Below are 23,586 nucleotides of genomic sequence, written 5' to 3' on the forward strand. Positions count from 1 at the left end.
TTCAACAGGAGAACCACAACAAACTAGGTGGGTTCACATGAGCCGGACGACCCTCTCTGACCACTGGTCGACTTACCGCACCCAGCGCTCGCGCAAGGTGGCCACCAACACGCTGGCGTCGGAAACCAGCAGCTGTTTGCGGTTCGTCCGTGCCTGGGACGGGTCACGTCGGTCGCCCAAGTCGATGGATGGCACCTGGGTGGAGGACTACCTCTTCGGCGAGGATGGGATCGCCGCGCAGATGCAGCCGGACTCGTACAACAAAACCGTGACGCACCTCCGGGGTTTCGTCACGTGGCTGCTGCGACGTGGGATCGTGTCAGGCGACGTTCTGGATGCGCTCGAGACGCTCAAGGCAGGCCCGACCAAGCAGTACCCGCGGCTTACGCTTGAGCAGATGGAAGAGATTGTCGGCAACGCCGCTGACCCGTGGGAGCGGTTTGTTGTCGCGCTCGGATTCCAGACGTTGGGCAGATGGAGTGAACTACAGGCGGTGCGATGGGCACACGTGAACCTGGCAGCAAGCCGGATCACGTGGTGGCGGGAGAAGACCGATGAGGCGGACGCCCTGCCGATCACCGCAAAGCTGGACCATGAGCTGCGCGCGTGGATTTTGTACTACGAGGCCTCCATTGGCCGGCCGCTGGAGCCGGACGACTTCATGGTTCCTCGACGCAAATGGATCATCAATGCTGGATGGCGTCTTCTTCCCAAGCTGCATTCCAACAAGGCGATCCTGACCACGGTGAAGTCCTACGCTGGCCCTTATCTCGGCGGAGCTGATGCCATTAAGGGCCAGGGCGTACACATTCTCAGGCGCAGTGCTGCGCGAGAGCTGTATGAGGCTCTCAAGCGGCAGGGCGAGCCTGACCCCATTCGTATCGTGATGGCGATGCTAGGTCACAAGAATGTGAAGACCACCGAGCGTTACATCGGTATCGAGCGTGACAGAGAAACCCGAGATGCGCTTCTGTCCGGGAGTGCGTTGCTGTCGATCGATAGATCCAACATGGTCGACCTGACTGACTGGAAGCTGAATAGGCATGGCGCGTGAAGAGATCATCAAGTGCGACAAGTGTGGGCAGGAGATCGTTCTCAAGCCCGAGCTCGGCGAGCGGCAAGGGGGACCGGTGATCATTCAATACCCAGGTCACCGCCGCCGGATGGAGCTGTGCGAGAACTGCGTGGCGCCACTGCATGATGACTATGCAGGTGTCGGAGTGATCGAATCTGTGGGCGCCGCCCCCGGTGCCGACCAGCTCCTGTACTTGCCTCGCTACGAGAACCTGCCGGGCCGCTCGCCTCGGCAGGATTAGCGGCAAAGACCACCGGCTGGGCCGTCGAGTTTGTCCGCCCAGCCCTTAACGGCGGTCAGAGCTAACACTTCGCCAAGCTGTGGCGATCTCTCGCATGGACCTGGGCAGGTACACCCGTGAACCGCTGCGGCAGCGCAGCGTGACGTCGAAGGCAGGCATGGCCCTGTCAAGGCCGAGAGGTGACGTGACGATGGCGAATACCAGACCTGACAGACTGCCCTATCTGTGGACCGTGATCGGGACGGTCCTGAGCCTGTTCCTGGCGCTCGGGTTGATCGGAAACCTAGTCGACCCGAACTTTGACCCGAATGAGGTCGTCCTGGCCCTGCTCGTGATTGCGTGCGCTCTGCCCGCTTGGGTGGGGTGGAAGCTGGACGCACGCCGCCGGCGGTGATCCCAGGATTGCGACTCCTTGAAACAGAAGACGCCACCGAGGTAGCCGGTGGCGTCTTCTGTTTCCGTGAGATGCTCGCTCGCCTACCCGGTGAAGGCCTCAGCCTTGACCGCGGCGATGAAGGTGGGCACATCCACCAGCACCGCAAGCTCGGGGTTCTTGCTGTCTCGCACGGCCACTAGGTTTCGGCCGTCTGTTCCGATCTCAACGCAGTCGCCGTTGTTGCCGGCGCTCCTGCTCGACTTCCTCCAACTCAGGTTCGGGATCATCCCGCACCCCTTCCGCTGCCCAGGTTCAAAGCTCGTTGACCAGGCTAGTCAAGGCAGCGACCGTCTCCTCGGGCGACAGCGCCAGTCGCGTCAGTTGATCGAACACTGCGCCGTACCGAGCAAGGTCCTGCTCGCGTTCTTGGTAGACGGCGCCGTGATCATGCTCGAGGTAGACGAAGTTCGGCTCGGCCTCGTCCGGCAGACGCAGCATGGTGAACGAGCCTGCTTGTGCAGGATGCGCGCCCGCGGAGAAAGGCAACAGCTGCAGCGCGAGGTAGTCCTGCTCGGCCATCTTGATCAGGTGCTGGAGCTGACCGCGCATGGCGTCCACTCCGCCGACCATGCGTCGGATGACCGCTTCGTTGAGGACGTAGTGCAGCGTCGGCGGGTTGAGCTCGAGGCGCCGCTGGCGGGCGACTCGGAACCGCACTGACCGGTCAAGCTCATCGCTGCTTACGCCGCTTCGACCAGCTGAGGTGATGCCGCGGATGTAGTCCGGGACCTGCAGCAGGCCCGGTACGTTCTCGGCCTGGTATGAGCGGATCTCGGCAGCGTCCGACTCGAAGGCTACGAAGTACTCGAACCAGTCCGGGACGGTCTCGCTGTAGACGGCGAACCATTCGGTGCCGTCGCTGGCAAGGGCGTCGCTCACGAGCTGCTCGGTGCCAGCCGCGTCGACTTCGTAGAGCTCGCACAGCCGGCGCACGTTGCGCTCGAGGATGGCGTGACGGCCCTTCTCAATGCGCGTGATCGTCGGCTGCTTGAGGTAGGCGAAGGTCGCGGCCTCAGTCGTGGTCTTGCCGGCCTGCTCTCGGAGGAGTCGAAGTCGTCGGCCGACCAGGTAGCGGCGAACGGTGATGCTGGACGCGTGTTCCATCGACTTGTCTCCAACCTCCATGTGCGGGCGCGTCCGTAAGTGTGCTCGATCCGACCCGTGCCACAGTTCGCCCGTTCGATGTATAGGCGTGACGTATATACGCGACGTATGGTCGTCGGGCCGGTGCAGTCAGGGCCGGCGGCCCGCCCCCTCGTTCCTGCCCAGGTTCCGAGGGGGCGGGTCCGACAGCTTGGAGGACGGTATGGGAGCAGACATGTGGTGCTTGGTGGGCACCATTGGCCTTATCGGCCTGGCGGTCGGAAGCCCGATGCTCTCGGCCGTGCTGCGAGGCCGCCGCGCCCGGAGGCAGACGCGCAGCGTCCAGGAGGGCATGGCGACCCACTCTCACGCATGGGCGGCTGTCGCCGTTGCTCGTGCGGTCCAGGAACTGGTGGCCGACTACAACGCGCCGGTCGGTCAGCAGGCGACGGCGGGCGGTTGCCCCCGACACCGCCCGCCGTCGCAGCCACTGATCAACGAAGAGGTGCAGCGCCACCATGGCCACTGACCACTGGACAGACAGCACGCCCGGCGGCGTGATCGGCAGTATCGACGAGGGCGTGACGGTGATCATGCGCTGCGGGCAATGCGACAGCACCTTCGGCCGCCCGCGGGGCAGCAGCGCGACCCACAGTCAGATGGACGACACCGTCTCGTGCGCGCCGGACGCAGAGGTCAACACGATCGAGAAGGTCGGCCGCTGGCGGCGACGCTGATGGCCGGCCGTCACTCGGCGGAACGTGCTGAGTCGGGACGCACGGTCGCTGAACTGCTCGACGTGGCAAACGCGGACGGATGGGCCACGAGCTTGCTTTCAGTGCACGCCCGACGGCATAGGCCGCACGTGAGGGTCGCCGCCCCTGCTCTTTCGAGCCGTTGGCGCTGGGCTGGCGGTCTTTACGACCCCCCCCCGTCGCTGATATGAGGCCTGGATAGGGCAGGTGATCGCGCGTGTCGGTTGAGTATTGCTGGTACTTGTCGGCGACCGATTCCAAGACTCACGCTTTCCCGGCATCGATCGTGGACAGCAGTGGAATGGATGTGGTATTTGCGGCTTGTGCTCTGCGAACCCCTCGGGAGATGCTAGTTCGCAGATTCATTTCGCCGGTGTGTTCTGCATGTCTTATTTCTGTAGTCGTCGGCTGTGACAATAAGAGCTGAGTGCGTTTGGGTTGAGCGGATGCGTAGCGCTCTCTAGCTATTTGAAGGCTCCCTAAGGTGGACCGTTATCGGGAACGCTGCATTCTCCGCAAAGAAATTCCAGAGCCTCTCCGCGCACTTCTCGTCGAGATCTCCGGCGGCGCCGAATCCAGGCAGTCGGATCTGTACCTTCTCTGCGCGAAGATCACCAAATTCTTCGCTGGGGTAAACAACATCTCCGCATATATCGCAGACTTTTACAAGCTTCTCTGCCATGAGTGCACCTCGGCTGTCTAATTTTAGGTAGTAGCGAACCGGGCCGCGCTGAGCCCGCGGAGACGCTACTCAAGCGAGCGGTGCAGGGCCAAGTGAGGGTTTCTCGAAAGTGGAGACGTCAGAATGGTATTGGGCGCCCACGCGACTTCAAGGGCAGTCAGTTTGCCCTGGTGGCCACGCCGTCGGCCATCGACTTTGCTCCGCGGCACTGCTCATCGACGCGCGAGTCGGTGTAGGCCCGGCAGTCGTTGCGGTTGCCGGGGGTGGGGTCGCCGATCGCGACGACCAGGCGGGTGTTGGCGTCGATGACGACCTGCATGTTCACCGAGTAGCGGTAGTTCTTCGACGACGCGGAGATGGTCCGGTCGTGGGTGGGCACCAGGGTGCCGTCCACGATCAGCACGGTGTCCAGGCTGTGCTTGCGGGTCACCGGCGCGAGCGCCAGCAGCGGCGCCAGGTGGTCCACCACGCGGCCCGCCGCGGACTTCGAGATCCCGAACAGCAGCGCGACCTGCCGCAACGTCAGGTTCGTCCGGTAGTACACCGCCACCAGCAACACCCGATCAGCCAGCGGTAAACCCCACCGCCTGCCGGTACCGGTCTGCTCGCCACCCCCGGCGGGTCGCGACACGCACGAGCTTGCGGAACACCCCGCACCGACAAGCCCGTGAACACCCCGGCACCATTCCGGCCGGCCCCACTCATCACCTGTTCCACACCATGATCATCACGGGACAACCTTCAGGTAGGCGCCTCTTCGTATTCCGAGCGTTTGTTCTTGTGTGGGCGCTGGGGGTGAGGCGTGGCCAGCAAACCGACACGAACGCGACGGTTCCCGTGAGCGAACAAGTCGATGATGGCTGTGGTTGGGCGTCCATGATCGCTACTTATTGTAGTGCGGCTCGTTGGCACCGATATCCGCGCGTGCCGAATCGGTGAAGTTGAGCACTGCGTGGAGTGTGCATCGTGGAGGCTTGGTTTGTCTTTGCGGAATCGAATGGCGCGCACTACGTTCAGCCACTTGGCATAGGGGCAGTTTGAGGTTCTTTGCCACGCGGGCGTGCTTCGCTGTGGCGAATGGGTTGGCCCATGCCGCGGCGAAGGCGCCGGTGAACACGACAGCGGCGTCTGTGATCGCGCGGTTGCGGCGTCTGGCTTGACTCCTGACCGGCTTCGTACTGGACTTACGGGATGCCGTGAGCGCGAGGCTCAACGTTACTATGGGCTGCCCATCAGCTTGTCGGCTTGCTTCACTGCCGATCGTCCTGAACGGTGTGCGGCGTGGGCAACATGGTGTTCAGCGTCGATGTCAACGTTCCCTTCATCGGCTGGGTCGATGCCGATGTATGGGGAGCGTGGGGCCAATGGGCAGGAGCGTTCGCGAGCTTCGCGGCCGCAGTCGTTGCGGTCGCCATCGCTCTCGGCGACGGTCGGCGCAGGGACCGTGAACGACGAGATCAGGAAATGGCGCAAGCAAGGACAATTACCGCGCACGTCGAGTGGACATCGGAGGCAACTGAACGTCGCCGCATGCTCGGGTGGCACGTCGTAGTCAGCAACCATGGAGACCAGCCGATCACGGATGCACTCGTGACGTCTGTTGCGGCAACAATGAAGACTGCGCCCAATTTTCGGCTGTCAGACTGGCGAATCGGTCGGAATGATCAACGATCGTATGAGGCTGGAGCCGTCATCGCACCTTTCGGGGTAAAGCGAACAGAAACGTTGGCGTTCAACGACAACGCCGTGAACGCGAAGTTGTCGGAGATGAACTTCAAGGTTGGAATCCGGTTCACTGACGCTCATGGACTCAAATGGGAGCGAGACGACAATGGTCATCCCCGGCGGGTGCTCGAAGAGGCGCCGAAGACTGGGTTCCTGAGACTTTTCAGGCGGAGGACGTGGCGAAGCCCAGGCGTCTAGACCCATCTTCCGCATATAGATGTGAGGGATCTGACCAGGCAGCCCGGTGGCTATCTGATCAGGGAATTATCAGGGGCCGGTCGTGGATCAACGTCGACAACGAGCCCGATATGCCACAGCGAGTCTGGAGAAGTCGTTGGGTGCGTTGCTGGTCGTGGACGACTACTGCCGTCGCATGAACCTGGCCGAGGTCATCGACCGGGGAACGCAAACTCGCCCAAGTCCGAGACGATCTCGAATGGCTGCAACGCCGACTGGGCAGCCGACATTATCCCGACGCCGCGTCCGGTCACCGCCCGGATCGCCGCGGCAGCCGGGCGCTGAACCGACCGCCCACTGCCAACGCGATTCGTTTGCAGAACCTGGCTCAGGCCGATACTGCGGCGGCCGTGCTTGGTGGTCAGTCCGGCGACCTGCTTGGCGGACGTCGTCCGCGCGCAGTGTTCGTTGCGGCAGAACAACCGCCGAACCCGCAGGTGGGTCACGGTCTCCTGGCCGCTGACCATGAGGTCGGACAATCGACGTTCGTAGCGGCTGGACACCCGTGGATCACGGCCCCGCGGGTGGTGCCTGGATCCGCGCCGTCCGGTCGGCGTTGAACACCCTCTCGATCCGCACGCCGAGCGGGTGAGGGAATGCGACACCGAGCAGCCCTCCGGCATCTGAGCACGGGTGGTGTAGGAAGTAGTCCATGCCCTTTGCTGCGAATGTCGTATCGGTCCTCATCGCATCCCCGAACGACGTAGCGCAGGACCGCGAAGCGCTCCGTCAGGCGATGTGGGACTTCAACGACGAGCATGCGTCGGCGCTGCAGGTGGTCCTCTTGCCGGTGTTGTGGGAGACACACAGCCGCGCCGAGCTCGGCACCGCGCCTCAAGACCTGCTCGACAAGCAGATCGTCGACAGCGCCGATGTCGTGATCGGCGTCTTCTGGACGCGGATCGGGTCACCCCTTCCTGACGGTGTACCTGCCACCGTGCACGAGCTCGAGCGGAGCGTGGAGGCGGGCAAACCCGTGATGCTCTATTTCTCGAACCTGCCTGCCTCGCCACTGACGATCGACACTGGCCAAGTCAAGGCTGTTCAAGACTTCAAGCAGCGCGCGAACTCGTGGGGCATCTACCGGGCCTACGACTCTGTCAACAGCCTGGTTGAGCAGGTCAAGCGTGACCTGCTCAGGACTGTCCGCGACCGTCTACATCTACCCACGCCCGCCCTGCCGGCAGGAGCCGTTAGCGGCGAACGTGGCCCTCGTCCAGTTGCCACAGTGGAGAAGGAGCGAGTTCAAAAGTTCGATTCCAAGGGACGGCCGAAGGTGCAAACTCATACCTACCTCGTGCTTCAGAATGACGGCGACGCGACCGCTGAGAACGTCGAGTGTGAATGGGTTGCGCCTGTGCCCGCCCCCGAGGGGTGGACCGCCCCTATGGTCCACGACCTCACTACGGTCGAATATCTTGCGCCGGGCGCCCCGGTCAGGTTCCCCGTTTTCACGACTTGGGCGTCAACTTTGAGCGCGGTGCTGAAGATTCGGTGGACCGCGGCGGGTGGAGACGCGCAGGAGTCGTTGCAGACGATTAGGTTTTGACTTTGCGCGCATGGCCGGCGCTGCCGACGGCCCTCGAGTTCCGCTGACTTGAGGGCCGTTCGCTGTCATTGACTCCGATGGTGTTCGAGGAAGCTCGCGTCGACTGTGATCGGCCCGCCGAGGCGCCATGCCCGCTTCTCGAAGGCCAGTTCGCCGGTCACCGTGAACGGAAGTTTCTCGCGGTGGGCGTAGATCGCCCACTCGTAGTCTTGGCCACTGAGTGGTACGTGAACCTTGCGAGAGCGACCGTTGACTTCGGCACTGAGGATGATCGTGGTTTCTTCTTGATCGTCCTCCTCCTCGCGGGTGAGCGACCGGACTCTGCCGATCAAAGTCTCCATGCGAGGAGGCTCTTCGCTGCGGATGAGCCGTTCCCGGACCCTGGGTAGTCCGGCCATCGCGTCGCGATCCACGACGATGCGGGAGGCCGGCACCTCCGGAGCAGGTAGTGAGGTCGACCAGTCGAACGACAGGTCTAGTTCGCGAAGTGTTCCGGTGTCCGTCAGTTCCTGTAGCGAAGCAACAAGGTTCGCGCTGAGCCCGTGTTCTGCGGCGCGTTCGATGACCTGTGGGTCGGGCTCCAGTGAGAGGCGCTTCGCCGTATGCAGCCCAGTGGCCAGTGTCTGCATGACGAGGCGCGGAAAGATGATGTCCGGCGTGCCGGCGGCTTGGGTCGGAGCCGGCTCGCCGAGACGTGCGACGACGGTGAAGACGAAGCTTCCGCGTTTGGTGTGCCCGAGCCGGATGTCGTCGTCGAGGAACTCGTTGACTGTGGAGGAGCGCTTCCCTCGATGGGAGTGCGTCGGGTCGTAAGCCGTCGTGGCCGCGGCCTTCATCATCTTGTAGAGGCTCTCAAGCGCGTCGTGCGCCTGCCTGAACGGAAGAGTCCCGTCGGTCATGACCTGGTCTAGGCGGACGTAGAACAGGTCCGCTCGAGTGGCGAGGATCTTCTGGATGAGTTCGTCCGCATCCCAGTCGTAGACGTCGGCCAGCATGAACAGCGTGTCGCGGAAACGGGGGACGAAGTCGGCATAGTTGGTGGCCAGCGGCAGCATGATCCGGGCGTCGTCGCCAAGCCGCCAGATCTCCTTGACGTGAGGAACCTCGAGTTCCAGCTGCCACTCGTTGGCCGCGAGGTACTGATGCACGGTGGCTGGCTGAAGTTCGGTGGAGAGTTCACTGATGGTGTCCAGCTTCACCACTCACCTCCGTCGCCGATCCTCTGCATGATGCCCTTCAAACCGTCTACATCGAAGAGGTTACTCGTCGGTAGCTTCACCGTCTTGGTGGCGACACCATCTGCGATGTCACCAAGCTCACTGGCGTGTTGCCAGTACATGCGGCTGCGGGTGAGCAGGTGCTCGTCGGTCACGTGAAGCACCGGTTCGTCGCGCGGGATGACCAGCACGCCGAGGAGTGCCGGGATGTACCGGTCGTCATCCACGAGCTTCAGGAACGGCTTGCGCTTCATCACCCAGGTCATCTCGCCATCACCGACGAGGTCTTGCTGGGTCGTGCACTTGAGCTGAAGCTCGAACTGAGGACAGTAAAACCGCTTGTACTTGGCAGAGGCCGCGATGGTGATGTCGACGCCGTCATAGTCGGCTGTGTGATCCTTGACGTAGAACCCAGCGGCCGACGCGACCATCCTCACGAAGGCGATGTGGAATTGCTCTTGGCGTGCAGTCTGGGGCAGACCGCCATCCTGCGCCTCCTCGATCGCATCCGGCTCGTCTTCGTCCATAGGCTCCCTCCCCGCTCGGCAGCGGAACGGCAGCACCCTAGTTCCGACAAGATCGGCATTTGGGGAACCCGACGGTAGTCACCCGAACGGACGAACTCGGCAGTCAGTTGGAAGACGCTGGGCGGCACGAGATACCTGTCGTGCGCGAACGGACAGGCTGCGTTCGGTCAGACCGAGTCCAGATCCGTGGGTAGCTCGTGTTCGGGGAGGAAGCAGAACCTCAGCGGTTGGTCCAAGCCGATAGCTCGTGCCCGGTCCTCGAAGCTCTTGACCAAGTCCCACGCCGCTTGCTGCGGCATCCCTCGCCGCTCAGCAAACTCCCGAAGGTTTCCTGCCCGGAGCACCAGGCGGACTACCTCCACCTTCTCGGCCGAGGTGAGGTCGCGGTTGACCTCTCTGCCCTCGTAGAAGTTGAGCACCACTACCCAGTCGTAGTTGCCGTGCGACGCCTGAACCCGGCGCGAGGCCCGATACCTAGCTTCAGCCTCCCGTTGCGTCTTACGCTTGCACTCTGCGCAGAAGGTACCGACCTGGCGCGGGCGGGACTCGCATCGTGAACATGGCGCCTCGCGCTTGGTCGACCCGCCCGCCTGCGGCTGGCCGCATGGCGCTAGTCCTGGTTGACGACCTTTTGCGCTAGCGCACTGCGTTCGTCCGCTTGGATTCGTGGCCGAGGTTTCTCGACGCTCTCGCGAGAACGGACGAAGCACGTCTACGGCGGGGAGGTGGCCAGTCACCCAGTGGGGCCTCCGTTTGATTAAAGATCATTCTGAGTGGACGCTGTTAATCAGGAAGCGGCCGACACCATCTGTCGTCTGGGCTTCACGTTTTGCAGGTCGGGACCGTCAGTCGTTCAGTGCGAGAACATGCTAGCGAGGCCGGTTTTTTGAACCGAGGATCACTGCGCGCGTTCGCCGCACACGCAAAGCGACCGTCCAGGCGTAGATCACACTAATTGCCATCGATCGGTCGTGGCTACCGCGATCACGCTTCGTTAACCTTCTCGTTCGTGTCCTCACGAGTAGCCGTCGTCACCGACTCGACCGCGTCACTTCCGGCCCGCCTGGCCAGCCGGTTCAACATCATCACGGTCCCGATGCAGCTCAAGATCGGGTCGGAGCTCATCGACGAGGCTTACGTGCCGACCGACCGGCTGCTGCAGGCGATGGAGGCGCAGATCCCGATCACGACGCAGCCGCCTGCGCCGGACGCGTTCTTTTGGGCGTATCAGGATGCTTGGGCCAGGGGCGCGGAGACGATCGTGTCGGTGCACGTGACGCCGAAGCTCTCCCCGGCGACGGACGCGGCGAAGGCGGCCGCGGCCAAGTCGCGCGTGCCGGTGTTCATCGTCGACTCGCACTCGTCGGGCATGACGCTCGGGTTCGCGGCGCTCGCGGCCGCGCGGATCGTGCAGAGCGGCGGCAACGTCCAGAACGCGCGCAAGGTCGCCGAGCAGCGCGGACGGGACGCCCACGTGCTGATTTACGTCGACACCCTGCACTACCTGCGCCAAGCGGGCCGGGTCAGCGCGGCGGCGAAGCTCTTCGGCGACGCGCTGTCGGTGAAGCCGCTGCTCACGGTCGTGAACGGCGAGGTGGAGCCGTTCGACAAGGTGATGGGCCGCGACCGGGCACTGACGAAGCTCGCCGACAAGGCCGTGGCACTCGCCTACGGGCGCAACGTGGACCTCGCCGTCGAGCACTTCGCGGCCGAGAAGGAGGGCCACGAGCTGCTCCAGCTGCTGCAGAAGCGGATCCCGCACGCCCGTGACGTCGTCCTGACGCAGGTCAGCGCGGCGATCGGCGCGAACGTGGGCCCCGGCGCGCTGGCCGTCACGGTCTCGCCGTTCTGAGTCGAAGTCTCGCGGCAGCTCGGCAAGGGCGCGGCGGTGGGGTTGCAGCAGCTCGCCTACCTGCCAGTGCTGGACTGAAAGCGAAGGGCCGCCCCGGAGGGCGGCCCGTTTCATTTCAGAATCGCTATCCCTATCGCCACGGCGGCGGCGATGAGCGCCACGTACAGCTGCCAGCGGCGGGCCTTCTCGCCTTCCCGCTCGGCCTTCAGGTTCGCCACGTCCTGCTTGAGCAGGGCGATATCGATCGCCGTCGACCGGGTGAACTGGACGAATTCGTCCTTCAACTCCTGCACCGCCTGGTAGATCTGCAGCGGGCCGATCTGGACAGGGTCGCTCATGTCAGGACGCTCCCTTCGAAGAAGGGCGTCCCGTGCGCCCAACTCTGTTGACGCGCTTGGGTCACACCAGTTTCAGGACGAGGTTGATTTTCCCGCCGACCCGGTCCGTTCTGGTGGGCGGGTGGGCCTGGCGGAACTGGCAGCGGCGGATGATCGCCTGGAACGACTGGTCGGTGAGGCGGTCGAACACCGTCACGATCGGGGAGCTTTCGGCGAGGGTTTCGAGCGCGGCGAGCCGGTCTGTGGAGAAGCCCTTGTAGCCGAGCTTGCGCCCGTGGAAGTCCCGCTCGTCGTCGTAGCAGTCCAGCGGCAGCACCAGTTCCCGGTACCGCTGCGGCACGGGCAGGGCTTTGATCTGCCATGACCGCAGGTGCACGTCATGCCCTGTCGCGTCGTCCCGCAGCGTGATGCGCACCCGGAAGGCTTGCGCCGGCGCCAGGCCGAACAGTCCGAACTCGTAGGCCGACAGCCCGCCCTCCACCGGGAACTGGGCGGTCTCGCCGGTGTCGGTCTCCACCTCCACCGTCAGCGGGTTGGTCACGCCGGCGATGACGGGGAAGTTGCCTTCCACGCGGACGTAGGCCGCACGCTTGGGCTCGACGGTGCTGAACCGCATCCAGCTGGAGGTGAGCACCGCGGGCGAGGTCGGCGCGTACGCGGGCTGGGTGATGATGTTGCCGGTGTTCATGGCGCCGAATACCAGATCTTGACCGTCGGCCTGGTAGACGGTGAGGTCCAGCACCGTGTCGGTGGCGTCGGCTGCGTTGACGTTGTCGGTGTAGGTGGCCCAGGCGTAGCGGCCGTTCGCGTCCACCGGTGTGGCGAGGTCGATCCACAGCACGCGGTTGACGCCCCCCACGTACACGAGGGAGCCCGCGGCGGCGATCGAGGTAGTCGGCATCCCCTGCGCCAGCAGCGCCCCGTACTGGGGCTGTCCGTAGGGCGTGAACATGCCGACCCGCACGCCGTTGGAGGTGGTGAGCACGAACAGGCTGTTGGTGTAGAACATCACCTGCTGTGCGATCTCACCGGTCGGCATCTTCAGCTGCACGATCGGCGGACCCAGCACGATCGTCCCGCCCGACTCGGTGACCGAGATCGACTGCACCTCCGACTTCGGCCCGGCGGCGCCCACCAGGTAGATGGCGACCGGGCCTTCGGCCACGCACGTGTAGCCCCAGTTCGCCGACGGGTGCGTGTAGTGCAGCACCGGCGCGGTAGCGGATGTGCCGGCGGTGTCGATGATGTAGACCTTGTTGGCGACCGTGAGAACCAGGCGCTGCTTGGCGTAGCCGAGAGTCACGGTGCCGGAGAACGTGACCGGTGAGCAGATCTCGGTGGCGACACCCGCGGTGTCGATTTTGTACACGCGGTCGTTGACCGCCACGTACAGGTTGGCGCCGTCGGAGGTCATGTCCTGGCACGTGCCCGTAGCCCCGCAGGCTACGGTCGTAGTACTGGTCAGCCCGGGCAGGTCGGCCACGTACACCTGGTGGTCAACGCTCGACATCATGGCGAGGCGTTGGATGCCCGACCACGTCACCTGCTCCACCCGCTTGCGGGACAGGTTCTGCAGTTCGAGCGCACCTGCGATCGACACCTTGCCGGGTGTCCACGGGTTGGCGTGGGTGGAGGTGTCGAACCGCAGCCTGGCGATAGCCGGGTCGGTGGCTGAGTCGAGGAACAGCTGCTCCGCCCCGCCGTGGAAGGAGGACTGCGACCGCAGCCACCAGTAGCCGAACGACTGTTCCCCCGCCTCGCGGGAGTTGTCGAACTGTTCCTTCTGGTCCTCTTGCAGGTCCCGCAGGTAGGGGCTGTCCTCTTCCGGGTTGGTGCGGAACGGGATGCCGCCCACCAGGAAGTCGTAGGCGAGCCCGCCTTGCACCATCTGCTGGACCTGTCCGGACAGGACGATCGGCAGGACGGTGTTGGGGAGGACGTTGCTTTCGTCAGCCACGGCAGACCCCGATCATTCGACGGGCCGGACTTGCAGCCGCTTGTTGGAGAACGAGCCGGTGTCGCCGGTCACGGCGAACATCTGCCGGATGTTGTAGGTCTCGCCCGGCGTCAAGCCCGTGACCGGCGTGACCGAGGTGGCGCGAACCGTCGGACCCGAGTACACGCCGTTCGGGATGTCGGCGGCGAAAGCGACTGTGCCGCTACCGACAACCGCCCCTTCCCGCACCTCGAAGGACACGATGGCGAGGTCGGCGGTGTCGCTGTTTCCGACCTGGGCGGTGTTGAAGACGTCAACGGCGCCGGACGCCGGGGCCACGAACGTGCCGCTGCACGTCGTGCCGCCGGTCAGGGTCGCTGTGAACGCGCCGCTCGTGGTCGTGCCGGCGGTGTTCTCGGTTGCGTTGAGGGCGGTTCCCACCAGGCCGTACTTGCCCACGGTTTCCCACGTCGTGCCGTTGTGCCGCTTCAGGGTGGAGTCGGAGTCGTCGAAGACCATCACCCGCGCCACAGGCGATGGGACTTGTGCGGTGCTGGTGACGTTCGCGACGACAGGCGAGTTCTTGTCGTGAATCCACCACTTCGCAGCGGCGACACCGCCGCCGTCGACACCGAGCGTGTAGGTGACGGTGCCTGCCTGGTCTTTGCCTTCGAGCAGGAGGCCGCCGGTGCGGGCGCGGATGTTCAGCCGCGGCGTGGTGCCTGCCGCGGGCAGGGGCAGGGTGACGTCACCGGTGAGGGTGGACGTGCCGGTCACGCCCAGCGTGCCGCTGGCTGTGGTGTTGCCTGTCACGTCGAGGGTGCCGGTGACCGCGGCGCTGGCCAGGGTCGCCGCCCCGGAGGTGGACAGTGTGGACAGCGACGTAGCGCCTGTCACGCCGAGGGTTCCACCGACGGTGGTGTTGCCGTTGCCGAGGGTTTCGAACGTGGTGGCGTTGCCGGCGCTGGTGTTCGTCACCCGTACCGCGGGCTTGGCCGAGCTGGTGTTGACCTCGTGGCCTGGCCGGGTGTGCGCCGAGTTCGGCGACGTTTTCACCGTGCCGTCCTGGTACACCTCGTGCCGCGGTGTGCCGGACTGTTCCAGCAGGAACGCCCGCCTCGCGGTGTCGGCTCCGGTGTTGGTGACCTTGAACCCGTCGCGGGCGATGGCCGACGAAGCCGCCACCTCGAAACCGGCGCTGAGACCGGCTGGGAGCGCGTCAGCGAACGCGTGGGTGTAACCACCCCGGTACGTCTTGTCTGTCAGCGTCTGAGCGCCTGAGGTGCCCACAACGCTGCCGCTGACACCGTGCACGTCAGTGCTGCCGGCGATGTGGCTTTCGAAGTCGGTGAACACCCCCGCCGGGACGATGTGCTCGAAGTACGCGCCGCCGCTGTGCGCCGACGGCAGGGTGCCGCCCTGACCGCGGGTGATGGTGAGAGTAGAGCCCGCACCGCCGGTGACTTCCACGATCTCGGCCGAGCCGGTGCCGCGGTCGATGATGGCGTAGTAGGGGAACGTCACCGGCCAGCCGGTGAACGAGGCGAGAGTGACGCTGACCGCGCCCGAGGCGATGCCGGACGCCAGCTGTGCCTGGCTAGCTGTGTTGACCCACGACGACATGGCGCGCCTATCCGTTCAGCTCGCGGTGCACCCGCGGCGGGTAGAGCTCGAGCAGCTTGCGCCGCTCCTCCTTGAGCCGGTCCTGGAACTGCTGCATCCACAACCTGGCAACCGATGTGGTGGTGCCGGCCTGGATGTACTTGCCCCGCTCCGACTGCTCGATCGACTTGGTCTGCGCGCGGGACGACTCCATCGACGCCACCAGGTGAGCTTTCGCGTACATCACCGGCAGATCCTCGGCCGAGTCGAGCAGACCGGACTCGGTGAACTGGAAGCTGCCGTCGGCAGGGTCCGGGACGATCGGCTTCGCCTTGTACGTCACGTCCAGCGTCAGGCCGCCCATGCCCACCGGGGAGATGTGCAGATACCGCTTGCCGTCCGGGTTGGTCGTCTTGATCGACCACGTGTTGACGGCACGCTGCGTGCCGCTCGCGTCGGGGTAGTGAAGCTGGATGTCGTGGATGTCATCGCAGTCGGCGGGCAGCTCGTAGCGCTGCTCCACGGCAGTGGTTGTCAGCGTGGTCGTCTTGACCTGGAACAGGTCCGGGTGCAGGGCGTGATATCCGGCCACCAGCTGCTGCACGATCGTCCAGTGCGACCACTGTGGACCGATGACGGCTACCGAGTCGGCGGGGTAGTCGTCGTTGGCCGGGGAGCCGTTGCGCTGCCGGAACCACGGCGGGCAGGTGGCGGTGAGGGTTTGCGAGTCGTAGGAGGTGACGTACACCAGTTCGTGCCCGAGCTCGACCAGCACGTGGCTGAGCCTGTCGCCCGCCATCACGTCGTCGAGCTTGATGCCGGTCTTGGGTGAGCCGACCTCGGGCAGCCAGCCTTTGAACGTGCACAGCTCTTCGGAGTTCGACTGGTTGAGTGCGTCGCGGACGCGCTCCACCTGCTGGGCGAGTGTCACTGCCACGGGTTGCCCACCCCCGTCGCGTCAGCGAACTGCCGGGCCGTGATCACAGACTTCTCGTCGGGTGCGGCAGGCTGCAGGCCCTCGTGCCGGGCGTCCGAGTAGGACTGCAGGTCGCGGTCGAACTGGTCGCGGTCGGGTGCGGCCATGATGCCCGGCTGGATCTGCAGGGCCTTGGCGCGCAGGCACGCGCCCCATGTGGAGTGGGTGCCGGGGGTGGGACAGCCGGAAGTGCACATCGTCAAACCGCCTCGACTTCGTAACCGTTCGCGAGCCACAGATCCCGGATCGCCGGGTTGTCCGTGGTGTTGAGGTAGCCGCCGCGCCACACGTACTGCGCGTCCGGCGGGATCGGGTCACCGTCCTGATGCGTCACCAGGCCGCTGTCGTCGCCGTAGACGGACAGCTCCACGGTGTTAGCGACCGTGAGATTGCCTTGGAACCGGTGGCGGTACTCGATGCGCGGGTGCACGAGCCGCCACGCCAGGCCGGACATCACCAGCGCCGGCAGGCCGAACGCTTCGCCGCTCGAGATCCCGACCGGGATGAGCACGACGCCGGTGGACGCCACCAGAGTGGGCGTCCCGAACGCTTCCGCCGAGGTGATACCGGTGGGCGCAACGCCGGCCGCAGCGACAACCACGACAGCCCCGAACGCTTCCAGGCTTGAGATGCCCGTGGGCGTCATCACCTGACCCGCCCCGGACTGGGACAAGGTCGGGGTACCGAACGCCTCTCCTGAGGCGATTGAGCCGGGCTGCAGCGTGGCTGCAGTAGTGACCGTCGGGGAACCGTGAGCCTCAGCCGAGGAGATGCCGGTAGGCACCATCGTCTGACTGCCGCCACCGGCGGCGCCCACGATCTCCACTGCGACGATCGCGTACTTCTGCCCGGACGGTGCGGACAAGCCGGTGGTCTTCGCCCCCGCCGCCCCGGCGTCGTTGTAGTAGGCGACGTAGACGGTGTAGGCGGACGCGTCCCGGAAGTACGTGGTCTCCAGGCTGTTGCCCGCCGACGGCGTGACGGAGTTGATGGTGCGCCACGTACGTGCCGTGCCGTCGGTCGCGTTCCAGTCGGCGTTGACGGCGACGATCGTCGAGTTCGCCGAGCCGGTAGTGAGACCCAGCGACGGCGCACCGGACGACACGTTCGTCTTCGACGACGCACCGGTCGAAGCGGCGGACGAGAACCGCAGCGCCGAGAAACCCCACGGCAAGGTGTTGTCGCCCGCGGCGCGGGACACCGACAGCGTGAACGTCTGCGAGGACGCGGGAAGAGCGGTCCACACGTACACCGCGCAGTAGGCCGACACCACCACCGACTGCTGCAGCGTGTAGGTGAGGCCACCACCGGTGGGTGTGGCCAGCGTCGCCCCCTGGTCGGAGACGACGCCGATCACCACCAGGGCGTCGCCAGAGGCGACCGTCACCGAGGCAGACTTCGGGGACGTGGCGTCAGACCACGCGTCCCCGTACTCGGCAACGAAAGTGGGCATCAGTACAGGCCAGACCCGATGAGGCGCTTGGCGAACGAGCGGAAGTCGCTGGCGCCAGCTTGGGCGCGGATGCCTTCGAACACCTGGCGCAGGTTGTCGAGGTCGATGAACGCCGACTTGATGTCGGCGACCTCGGCAGAGCTGAAGCCGAGTGCGACCAGGTCCTCGTCGGGCTTACCCGCCAGGGTGGCCTGGAGCTTGCGGACGTTGTCGAACGCCGCGTAGACCTGGCGGACCACCGAGCCGACGTCGTTGTTGAGTGAGTCCTTTGTGAACGGTACGCCCGCCACTGTTCCCCCTACAGCTTGAAGATCTTGTTGGCGCCGTTGTCCCAGGTGATGTCGATCGTTCCGCCGTTAGGCTGGATCGGGACGAGCGTTCCGGTGTCGATGTAGCCGATCAGCCGCTGCGCGGTGGCGGCCACGTCCGCCCCGCCGGTCACGGCCGAGGACTGGAAGATGAGGATGTTGTGGTTGGTGGCGTTGGCGGTCACCGTGCCGAGCGCGACATCGGCCGCGTCGGCGACGCCCGAGGTGAACGTCTTCGACGCCAGCGCCGACGAGGTGACGTGCAGCGTGCCGCCCGCACCGGTCACGTCGGACACGAACTTGTGGGCGGCGTTGAAGGTGTAGCCGCGCACCAGCGCCACCTTGATGGTCGCGGTGTCCCAGTCGATCTCGCCGACGAGGAAGCCTTCACGTCCCGGGTCGAACAGAGCGTTAGCCATGAGTCCTAACTCCTTTGCCGCTTAACGAAAAACCCCGGCCCCGTAGGGCCGGGGAATCCCGAGATGCGGATCACCGCCTAGGGTCAGGCGTTCGCGGCCGGAGTGCCGCCGACACCGTCCAGGGTGGAGATGGAGCGCACGATCTGGTTGGCGTTCTGGCGGTAGATGGAGGCGCCGAGCAGGCCGTACCAGCCGATGGGCTGGAAGCGCTGCAGCTTGTCCACCTTCGGCCCGACCCGCACACCCGGCTCAGTCGCGACCGCCTCGACGAGCGCCTCGCGCCCGAAGAAGTAGGTGTTGTACTGGTTGGGGGTGCCGGCCACGATCGTTGCCCGCGGGGTGGAGACGAAGCGGGTGCCGTGGAAGGTGCCGATCTCGCCGGCGTAGATGTTGGCGGTGTCGACGTACTGGTGCGGGTTGAGCCACGCGTTGCCGCCCACCTCGACCTTGAGGTCGAAGCCGCAGTCCGGGTGGACGTAGGCCAGCCAGTTGGCGCCGTCGCGCCGCTGCACCTTGCGCCGCTCCAGCAGAGAACCGGCCGCCGCCACCGACTTGGCGGAGAGCACGCCGGTGTTGGTGGTGAGGTCGGTGGTGGAGAACGCGCCGGTGGAGGTGTTCTGCCACAGCTTGTTGGTGGCGCCGTCCAGCACGGTCTTGTAGACCAGGTCCAGCGACTCGCCCATGTTGGAGGCGATCTCCTGGGAGATGTCCTGCAGCACGGTCTGCGTGAACGCGACCTTCGTCAGCTTCTCGGTGGACATCACGACGTTGCCGTACTCGAGCAGCGTCACGTTCAGCTGCCGGGCGTCCGGCATGGCGACCGCGTCCGGGTCCACGCCCTCGGTGAGGGGCGTAGCGTTCGCGGCCAGCTGGCCGTGCAGGGAGAGGGTGACGACGTTGGAAGGCATGGCCTGCGACACCGGCTTCTTGTCCGCGATGTTGCGGAACAGCGGCATGTCGTTGAGGTACCAGCCGACCGTGGTGTCGAAAGCCGTCTGGACGAAATCAGCCCAGACGGTGGTGTCGGTCTTGACGTCAGCCATTTCTCAGTCCTTCGGGGACAGGAGGGAGACGCCTGAACGGGGGACTGCGCTCAGATGACCTGAGGGGGCGTGTAGCCGCCCTGGGGGAGCATCCCGGCGAGCAGTTCGTTCAGCGCGTTGGGGTTGCGCTGAGCGCTCGTGTTCCTCACAGCCGCGGCCTTCGCCTTGAAGGCGTCGAGCTCTTGGGACTGTCCGGGTTCCTGGCCGAAACCGGCGGCTGACTGTGCCGCTTCCTGCTGTGCACGCACCTCGGGGGAAACAGTGGTTTCCGCACCGGTGGAGGTGTCGCCCTGTGGCTGGAAGTTGAACACGTCCTTGTAGGCTTCCTTCCAGGCACCAACCGCCTCAGCGGTGGGGTCGCCCTTGTAGAGGTCGCGCAACTTGGCCGGGATCTTGTGGGTGTCAAACGCGGACGTGAGGGTCTCCGTGTTGCGATCCTCGATCAGCTTGTTCAGCTTCTGCTCGAGCTCTTCCGCGCGGCGCTGCTGCGCCTCGGCGAACTTGCGGAGCTGGGAGCCGTCAGCGTTCGTGCCGGGGTCCGTGAGGAAATCGTCGCTCATGATTCAGTTCTCCTGACGCCCTCTTGAAGGCCGCCACGCACCGAGGGGTGGATGCGCGGGATTGCCGTAGACGCCCGATCGAAGTACGCAGCGGTCACCTCGGGCGCGTGACGCTGGAGCTGGGATGGAAGGACTCGAACCTTCAACCGGCGGATTAACAGTCCGCTGCTCTGCCTTTGAGCTACACCCCAGGAAAACCAGGCCGACGAGCGAACCTGGCGGGTATGGATATTGTACTAGAGCGCCGCTCTAGTACGAGCCGCTCTGCCTCGAGAGCGCGCCCTGGCCGGTGCCGAGGTAGTTCTCGGAGAACCGCCCCTGCTCCTGATCCAGCGCCCTGCGGCGCCGGGCACCCACACCCTGATCGTTGAGCAGAGCCTCGTTCTCCAGCTCTGTGCGGCTCGTCTCGTCGCCTGCCATGCGGAACAGCGCCTCGTCGTTGCGCTGCCGCTGAGCCACGTCCTGGAAGCCCTTACGGGCCTGCTCCGCGGTGACGCCGTACGAGGCGAGCTGCTCGGCACGGCCGAGGTCGAACTGGTAGCCGTCGTAGGCGTTCATCGCCTCACCGGTGATGGAGTAGGCGGAGAGCCTCCGCTTCAGGTCGGTCTCGGTGACCGACGGGTCAGCCACCACCCGGATGGCGTCGGCCGGGGTGAGTCCGTTGGCGGCCCACATGTCTTTCCACTCCTGCGGGCGGGAGTTGTAGTCCTCGCGGTACGCCTCGAACCGCTGGTTCAGCTCGACGGGCGAGGTGTTGGAGGCGAACCACTTCTCGAAGTTGTCCTTGGTGTCGTACGTGCCGGAGCCCACGTACTGACGAATGATCGACTTGTAGCTGCCCTCGATCGACAGATACTCCGCTTCGGACAGTGCCGCGTACCCGGCCCGGCGGCGAAGCTCGTTGCCGGAGAACCGCTCCTTGTACTCCTGGGTTTGCCGCAGCTTGATGGGAATCACGTCGCCGGAGTCACCAGCGATCAGCATGTCCCGCACCACGCCGGTCAGGGACTCCAGTCCCCACTCGCGCAGCTGCGCCTGCAGCATCTCGAAGGCGTTGTTGTCGAACGTCGGAGCCGGAGACGTCATCGGTTACCCCACCATCCCGAACGCGCGGCCGATGGCCTGCAATGTCTTGCCCGCCTCCTGGCGGGCGCCGCTGGTGTAGCCGTAGCGCTCGTCCTTGCGCAGCTCCTGCTGGAACTGCCACACCGGCTGCGCCGCCTGCCCGTCGCCCTGCAGCGCCTTCTGCACGAGGTTGTCGTTGAGGCCGACGTCCTGCACGTTGAGCTCGAGCGTCTGGGCGTAGGTGTCCAGGTAGGGCCGGGCGACGTCCATCACCGTCTCGCCGGCCCGGAAGCGGTCGGCGAACGCGCCGTACTTGGACGCGGCGTAGTTCTGCATCATGCCCTGCCAGGAGGTCAGCCCGACCCGGCCGGTGTCGCCGCCTGAGCCCATGATGTTGCGCGCTTCCTGGTGGATGCGCTGCGCCATGTCGGGAGTGTTGTAGCCGTACTCGGCGGCCAGCTTCCACATCCCGGTGACGAGGTCGCCGTACACCCCCGCGACCTGCCCAGGCTGGTCGCCGAGCAGCTGCCGCGTCAGGTGGGCCTTGGTGCCGATCTCGTCGAGGTCGAACATCCGGGTGTGGAGGTACAGCCCCTTAGCCTTCTCCACGTCCGGCTGGGGCAGGCCGAGAGCTGCCGACAGGTTGCGGATCTTGTCGGCTCCGGCCAAGAGTTCCTGCTGCGCCGACATCGGGTCGGCGATGTTCTTGACCGTCCACTGGCGTACCGCGTCCGGGGTGTTCTTCCACCAGTTGGTGTTGGCCAGCGACAGGCTGAACCGGTCGGGGGTCCACTGCTCCCGGACGGCCTGCTCCATGAGCGTGCCGATCTCTGGGATCTGCTGGGCGATGAGGGCGACAAACCCGTACGACGCCCGGACGTCCTCGGGCTTGGGCGGGTCGGTCCGCACCTGCAACGGCATGGACATCTAGGTCAGCCTCCCAGTGCGCCGGCGAAGCCGCCGGACCCGATTATCTGCATGAACCTCGCCGCCAGGTTGGCGTAGTTGTGGGCGCCGCGTTCCTGTGCGAACCGCGACTCCATCCAGCCGACCGCCTGGCCTTCGGGGTCGAGCTGGGTGTTGGACCCGCCGGCGTAGTACGCGGCGGTCATCGTCTCCTCGAGCTTGTGGTAGAAGGCGATGAACTCGGCTTTCTCCTCGGGGCTGAGGGACCGGCCCATGCGCTGCCGCGCGATGGCGTCGACTTGGGCTCCCAGCTGCTCGCTGTCGGTGTAGCGCACCGCCCCGGCACCAGAACCCCCACCGCCGTAACCGCCCCCGTAGCCGCCGCGGCCATAGCCACCACCGCTGCCGGAGCTTCCCGAGTACTCGAACTGCGGGTCGTTGACGACCGCCTGGGACTGCGCGGCGAGAGAGCCGAAGAAGTCCTCGAGGGTTTCCTCGTTGCCGACGCTCTGCGAGTTGACCGCCAGCAGCGCCATGTTCTTCAGCGCCGTGTAGTCCTCGTTGGAAATGAACGCCTTGATGGGGTTGCCGTTGGCGTCGGTGACGACGCGGGAGGCGGCATTGTTGGACGACGAGTCCGAGCCGTAGGCCTGGATGGACGCCAAGGCGGTGATGGTGTCCGCGGCCAGCTTCGGGTCTTTCTTCATGTCCGAGAGCTTGCTGTTGATCCACGTGTCCACATCGGTCACGTACAGCAGGCCGTTCTTGTCTTTCGCCACCATGAAGCCGGGCACGTTACCGGTGCCGGTCTTCTGACTGAACGATCCGGTCACCAGCGAGGAGAACGACCCGTCGCCGTTGTCCTCGGTCTCGGTGCCGAGCTTGTTTTTCTTCGCCTGCCACTCCGAGACGGCCTGCCGGTAGCGGGACCAGGTGGACAGGTTGGTGAGTTCGCGCAGGATCGGGTTGACCGCGAGGTCTTCGGTGTGCCAGACGCGGGAGTGGATGTCCTTGCCGAACAGGTCCACCATCTGCTTCACCACGGCACGGCGCTGCGTGGTGATCGTCGGGTCTTTGCCGATGTCTTCGACGATCTGTTCGATGTTGCGCTTCACCCACTGCTCGGAGCCGTACTGCCTGTCTCCGCGGGTGGGGATCGCGTCCATCGGGTCGCCGTCGGTGACAGGCCCGGTCTTCGGCTTGGCGGTGTTGATCGGCACGGGCATGCCGTACTCGTCACGGGTGATGCCACCCGCCGGGGCGTCCGACCCGAGGATGGGTTCGTCGTCGCCGAGCAGGCCGGGAAGCATGCGGCCACGTGAGGTCTGCGGCTGGGCGTACAGCGTCACCGCGGGCCTGGGTGGTGGCGCCGTCCGCTTGACGGCGTTGGCGATCGTCGCTTGCGCGTTCGGGTTGAACGGGTACATGGCGCGCTCGGCCGCGCGGTGCTGAGCCATCGCCGTCTGAGCGGTCTGCACCTGCTGGGAGATGGAGCCGGACGGAACCTTCAGCGGCTCCGGGCCTGCGGCGTCAACCGCTGCGAGCATGGGCATGGTTAGCGCATCCTTCCGCAGGACTGGTGCGCCGGGCGTGCAACTTCG

28 protein-coding genes, 1 tRNA gene and 1 pseudogene are annotated in these 23,586 nt (G+C 65.3%); 8 read left to right on the forward strand and 22 right to left on the reverse strand.

All coding sequences use genetic code 11. The features are described from left to right. Positions 1-37: 37 nt before the first annotated feature. From ACRSBM_RS03450 to ACRSBM_RS03460, 3 genes are all read left to right on the forward strand, one after another. Positions 38-1,054: a tyrosine-type recombinase/integrase gene (locus ACRSBM_RS03450; protein ID WP_434439673.1), complete on the forward strand. Its 1,017-nt coding sequence runs from the start codon at positions 38-40 to the stop codon at positions 1,052-1,054. Beyond that, positions 1,044-1,316 (forward strand): hypothetical protein, encoded by a 273-nt coding sequence (locus tag ACRSBM_RS03455; protein WP_434439675.1) that lies wholly within the window; start codon positions 1,044-1,046, stop codon positions 1,314-1,316. Before ACRSBM_RS03450 ends, ACRSBM_RS03455 begins: the two co-directional genes overlap by 11 nt. Before the next feature lie 94 nt (positions 1,317-1,410). Beyond that, a complete protein-coding gene (locus ACRSBM_RS03460) occupies positions 1,411-1,710 on the forward strand; it encodes a hypothetical protein (RefSeq protein ID WP_434439677.1) in 300 nt (99 codons plus the stop codon). 83 nt (positions 1,711-1,793) lie between these two features. Here ACRSBM_RS03460 and ACRSBM_RS03465 read toward each other — a convergent pair whose 3' ends face one another. Both ACRSBM_RS03465 and ACRSBM_RS03470 read right to left on the reverse strand, forming a co-directional pair. Further along, positions 1,794-1,979 carry a DUF397 domain-containing protein gene (locus ACRSBM_RS03465; RefSeq protein WP_434439679.1) on the reverse strand — a complete coding sequence of 62 codons (186 nt, stop codon included), beginning with the start codon at positions 1,977-1,979 and terminating at the stop codon, positions 1,794-1,796. A gap of 25 nt (positions 1,980-2,004) precedes the next feature. Then, on the reverse strand, positions 2,005-2,856 hold the full coding sequence (locus ACRSBM_RS03470; protein WP_434439681.1) for a helix-turn-helix domain-containing protein: 852 nt from the start codon (positions 2,854-2,856) through the stop codon (positions 2,005-2,007). Between the two features lie 226 nt (positions 2,857-3,082). On the opposite strand from ACRSBM_RS03470, the gene ACRSBM_RS03475 reads away from it, so the two are divergent. Continuing rightward, complete coding sequence (locus tag ACRSBM_RS03475) at positions 3,083-3,364, forward strand: hypothetical protein (RefSeq protein WP_434439682.1); 282 nt, start codon at positions 3,083-3,085, stop codon at positions 3,362-3,364. Further along, complete coding sequence (locus ACRSBM_RS03480; RefSeq protein ID WP_434439684.1) at positions 3,354-3,572, forward strand: hypothetical protein; 219 nt, start codon at positions 3,354-3,356, stop codon at positions 3,570-3,572. Before ACRSBM_RS03475 ends, ACRSBM_RS03480 begins: the two co-directional genes overlap by 11 nt. A 478-nt stretch (positions 3,573-4,050) precedes the next feature. On the opposite strand, the gene ACRSBM_RS03485 is transcribed toward ACRSBM_RS03480, so the two are convergent. Beyond that, complete coding sequence (locus tag ACRSBM_RS03485) at positions 4,051-4,272, reverse strand: hypothetical protein (RefSeq protein ID WP_434439686.1); 222 nt, start codon at positions 4,270-4,272, stop codon at positions 4,051-4,053. Between the two features lie 178 nt (positions 4,273-4,450). Continuing rightward, positions 4,451-4,958: pseudogene (locus ACRSBM_RS03490) on the reverse strand (transposase family protein); the annotation flags it as partial. Between the two features lie 595 nt (positions 4,959-5,553). On the opposite strand from ACRSBM_RS03490, the gene ACRSBM_RS03495 reads away from it, so the two are divergent. After that, positions 5,554-6,195: a hypothetical protein gene (locus tag ACRSBM_RS03495; protein WP_434439688.1), complete on the forward strand. Its 642-nt coding sequence runs from the start codon at positions 5,554-5,556 to the stop codon at positions 6,193-6,195. Between the two features lie 191 nt (positions 6,196-6,386). On the opposite strand, the gene ACRSBM_RS03500 is transcribed toward ACRSBM_RS03495, so the two are convergent. Continuing rightward, positions 6,387-6,737 (reverse strand): hypothetical protein, encoded by a 351-nt coding sequence (locus tag ACRSBM_RS03500; protein ID WP_434439690.1) that lies wholly within the window; start codon positions 6,735-6,737, stop codon positions 6,387-6,389. A 149-nt stretch (positions 6,738-6,886) separates the two neighbouring features. Here ACRSBM_RS03500 and ACRSBM_RS03505 point away from each other — a divergent pair, with 149 nt between their 5' ends. After that, complete coding sequence (locus ACRSBM_RS03505; protein WP_434439692.1) at positions 6,887-7,783, forward strand: hypothetical protein; 897 nt, start codon at positions 6,887-6,889, stop codon at positions 7,781-7,783. Positions 7,784-7,848: 65 nt separating this feature from the next. Here ACRSBM_RS03505 and ACRSBM_RS03510 read toward each other — a convergent pair whose 3' ends face one another. The 3 genes from ACRSBM_RS03510 to ACRSBM_RS03520 form a co-directional block, all read right to left on the reverse strand. Continuing rightward, entirely contained in the window at positions 7,849-8,982 is a 1,134-nt protein-coding gene (locus tag ACRSBM_RS03510) for a hypothetical protein (protein WP_434439693.1), read from the reverse strand. Continuing rightward, a complete protein-coding gene (locus ACRSBM_RS03515; protein ID WP_434439695.1) occupies positions 8,979-9,527 on the reverse strand; it encodes a DUF4365 domain-containing protein in 549 nt (182 codons plus the stop codon). The genes ACRSBM_RS03510 and ACRSBM_RS03515 overlap by 4 nt, the downstream gene beginning before the upstream one ends. A 167-nt stretch (positions 9,528-9,694) precedes the next feature. Beyond that, positions 9,695-9,949 (reverse strand): hypothetical protein, encoded by a 255-nt coding sequence (locus tag ACRSBM_RS03520; protein ID WP_434439697.1) that lies wholly within the window; start codon positions 9,947-9,949, stop codon positions 9,695-9,697. A gap of 587 nt (positions 9,950-10,536) precedes the next feature. Here ACRSBM_RS03520 and ACRSBM_RS03525 point away from each other — a divergent pair. Further along, a complete protein-coding gene (locus tag ACRSBM_RS03525) occupies positions 10,537-11,379 on the forward strand; it encodes a DegV family protein (protein ID WP_434439698.1) in 843 nt (280 codons plus the stop codon). A gap of 110 nt (positions 11,380-11,489) precedes the next feature. Here the strand turns inward: ACRSBM_RS03525 and ACRSBM_RS03530 are convergent, their stop codons facing one another. The 14 genes from ACRSBM_RS03530 to ACRSBM_RS03595 form a co-directional block, all read right to left on the reverse strand. Beyond that, on the reverse strand, positions 11,490-11,717 hold the full coding sequence (locus ACRSBM_RS03530) for a hypothetical protein (RefSeq protein ID WP_434439700.1): 228 nt from the start codon (positions 11,715-11,717) through the stop codon (positions 11,490-11,492). Between the two features lie 61 nt (positions 11,718-11,778). After that, positions 11,779-13,674 (reverse strand): hypothetical protein, encoded by a 1,896-nt coding sequence (locus ACRSBM_RS03535; RefSeq protein ID WP_434439701.1) that lies wholly within the window; start codon positions 13,672-13,674, stop codon positions 11,779-11,781. Positions 13,675-13,686: 12 nt separating this feature from the next. Next, the gene (locus tag ACRSBM_RS03540) at positions 13,687-15,276 is read right to left on the reverse strand and encodes a hypothetical protein (protein WP_434439702.1); all 1,590 of its coding nucleotides are present in this window, start codon (positions 15,274-15,276) and stop codon (positions 13,687-13,689) included. Between the two features lie 7 nt (positions 15,277-15,283). After that, on the reverse strand, positions 15,284-16,192 hold the full coding sequence (locus tag ACRSBM_RS03545; RefSeq protein WP_434439704.1) for a hypothetical protein: 909 nt from the start codon (positions 16,190-16,192) through the stop codon (positions 15,284-15,286). Next, positions 16,183-16,428 carry a hypothetical protein gene (locus tag ACRSBM_RS03550; protein ID WP_434439705.1) on the reverse strand — a complete coding sequence of 82 codons (246 nt, stop codon included), beginning with the start codon at positions 16,426-16,428 and terminating at the stop codon, positions 16,183-16,185. Before ACRSBM_RS03550 ends, ACRSBM_RS03545 begins: the two co-directional genes overlap by 10 nt. 2 nt (positions 16,429-16,430) lie before the next feature. Further along, a complete protein-coding gene (locus ACRSBM_RS03555; RefSeq protein WP_434439707.1) occupies positions 16,431-17,684 on the reverse strand; it encodes a hypothetical protein in 1,254 nt (417 codons plus the stop codon). After that, positions 17,684-17,974 (reverse strand): hypothetical protein, encoded by a 291-nt coding sequence (locus tag ACRSBM_RS03560; protein WP_434439709.1) that lies wholly within the window; start codon positions 17,972-17,974, stop codon positions 17,684-17,686. Before ACRSBM_RS03560 ends, ACRSBM_RS03555 begins: the two co-directional genes overlap by 1 nt. 8 nt (positions 17,975-17,982) lie before the next feature. Continuing rightward, positions 17,983-18,411: a hypothetical protein gene (locus tag ACRSBM_RS03565; protein ID WP_434439711.1), complete on the reverse strand. Its 429-nt coding sequence runs from the start codon at positions 18,409-18,411 to the stop codon at positions 17,983-17,985. A gap of 83 nt (positions 18,412-18,494) precedes the next feature. Next, the gene (locus ACRSBM_RS03570) at positions 18,495-19,454 is read right to left on the reverse strand and encodes a N4-gp56 family major capsid protein (RefSeq protein ID WP_434439713.1); all 960 of its coding nucleotides are present in this window, start codon (positions 19,452-19,454) and stop codon (positions 18,495-18,497) included. Positions 19,455-19,504: 50 nt separating this feature from the next. Continuing rightward, positions 19,505-20,014, reverse strand: a complete 510-nt coding sequence (locus ACRSBM_RS03575) for a hypothetical protein (protein WP_434439715.1) — start codon at positions 20,012-20,014, stop codon at positions 19,505-19,507. Positions 20,015-20,133: 119 nt separating this feature from the next. Continuing rightward, a tRNA-Asn gene (locus ACRSBM_RS03580) sits at positions 20,134-20,205 on the reverse strand. 58 nt (positions 20,206-20,263) lie between these two features. After that, positions 20,264-21,100 carry a hypothetical protein gene (locus tag ACRSBM_RS03585; protein ID WP_434439717.1) on the reverse strand — a complete coding sequence of 279 codons (837 nt, stop codon included), beginning with the start codon at positions 21,098-21,100 and terminating at the stop codon, positions 20,264-20,266. A gap of 3 nt (positions 21,101-21,103) precedes the next feature. After that, a complete protein-coding gene (locus tag ACRSBM_RS03590) occupies positions 21,104-22,006 on the reverse strand; it encodes a hypothetical protein (RefSeq protein WP_434439719.1) in 903 nt (300 codons plus the stop codon). A gap of 5 nt (positions 22,007-22,011) precedes the next feature. Next, positions 22,012-23,538 (reverse strand): hypothetical protein, encoded by a 1,527-nt coding sequence (locus ACRSBM_RS03595; RefSeq protein ID WP_434439720.1) that lies wholly within the window; start codon positions 23,536-23,538, stop codon positions 22,012-22,014. Positions 23,539-23,586: the final 48 nt, after the last annotated feature.

The sequence above is a fragment of the Lentzea xerophila genome (assembly GCF_051094245.1).
Taxonomy (GTDB): Bacteria; Actinomycetota; Actinomycetes; order Mycobacteriales; family Pseudonocardiaceae; genus Lentzea; species Lentzea xerophila.

Excerpts from the sequence above, each read along its gene's own strand:
- ACRSBM_RS03450 (WP_434439673.1), top strand. The coding sequence starts at position 38 with ATGAGCCGGACGACCCTCTCTGACCACTGGTCGACTTACCGCACCCAG.
- ACRSBM_RS03455 (WP_434439675.1), top strand. The coding sequence starts at position 1,044 with ATGGCGCGTGAAGAGATCATCAAGTGCGACAAGTGTGGGCAGGAGATC.
- ACRSBM_RS03460 (WP_434439677.1), top strand. The coding sequence starts at position 1,411 with ATGGACCTGGGCAGGTACACCCGTGAACCGCTGCGGCAGCGCAGCGTG.
- ACRSBM_RS03465 (WP_434439679.1), bottom strand. The coding sequence starts at position 1,979 with ATGATCCCGAACCTGAGTTGGAGGAAGTCGAGCAGGAGCGCCGGCAAC.
- ACRSBM_RS03470 (WP_434439681.1), bottom strand. The coding sequence starts at position 2,856 with ATGGAACACGCGTCCAGCATCACCGTTCGCCGCTACCTGGTCGGCCGA.
- ACRSBM_RS03480 (WP_434439684.1), top strand. The coding sequence starts at position 3,354 with ATGGCCACTGACCACTGGACAGACAGCACGCCCGGCGGCGTGATCGGC.
- ACRSBM_RS03485 (WP_434439686.1), bottom strand. The coding sequence starts at position 4,272 with ATGGCAGAGAAGCTTGTAAAAGTCTGCGATATATGCGGAGATGTTGTT.
- ACRSBM_RS03505 (WP_434439692.1), top strand. The coding sequence starts at position 6,887 with ATGCCCTTTGCTGCGAATGTCGTATCGGTCCTCATCGCATCCCCGAAC.
- ACRSBM_RS03515 (WP_434439695.1), bottom strand. The coding sequence starts at position 9,527 with ATGGACGAAGACGAGCCGGATGCGATCGAGGAGGCGCAGGATGGCGGT.
- ACRSBM_RS03530 (WP_434439700.1), bottom strand. The coding sequence starts at position 11,717 with ATGAGCGACCCTGTCCAGATCGGCCCGCTGCAGATCTACCAGGCGGTG.
- ACRSBM_RS03540 (WP_434439702.1), bottom strand. The coding sequence starts at position 15,276 with ATGTCGTCGTGGGTCAACACAGCTAGCCAGGCACAGCTGGCGTCCGGC.
- ACRSBM_RS03550 (WP_434439705.1), bottom strand. The coding sequence starts at position 16,428 with ATGTGCACTTCCGGCTGTCCCACCCCCGGCACCCACTCCACATGGGGC.
- ACRSBM_RS03555 (WP_434439707.1), bottom strand. The coding sequence starts at position 17,684 with ATGCCCACTTTCGTTGCCGAGTACGGGGACGCGTGGTCTGACGCCACG.
- ACRSBM_RS03565 (WP_434439711.1), bottom strand. The coding sequence starts at position 18,411 with ATGGCTAACGCTCTGTTCGACCCGGGACGTGAAGGCTTCCTCGTCGGC.
- ACRSBM_RS03570 (WP_434439713.1), bottom strand. The coding sequence starts at position 19,454 with ATGGCTGACGTCAAGACCGACACCACCGTCTGGGCTGATTTCGTCCAG.
- ACRSBM_RS03575 (WP_434439715.1), bottom strand. The coding sequence starts at position 20,014 with ATGAGCGACGATTTCCTCACGGACCCCGGCACGAACGCTGACGGCTCC.
- ACRSBM_RS03585 (WP_434439717.1), bottom strand. The coding sequence starts at position 21,100 with ATGACGTCTCCGGCTCCGACGTTCGACAACAACGCCTTCGAGATGCTG.
- ACRSBM_RS03590 (WP_434439719.1), bottom strand. The coding sequence starts at position 22,006 with ATGTCCATGCCGTTGCAGGTGCGGACCGACCCGCCCAAGCCCGAGGAC.
- ACRSBM_RS03595 (WP_434439720.1), bottom strand. The coding sequence starts at position 23,538 with ATGCCCATGCTCGCAGCGGTTGACGCCGCAGGCCCGGAGCCGCTGAAG.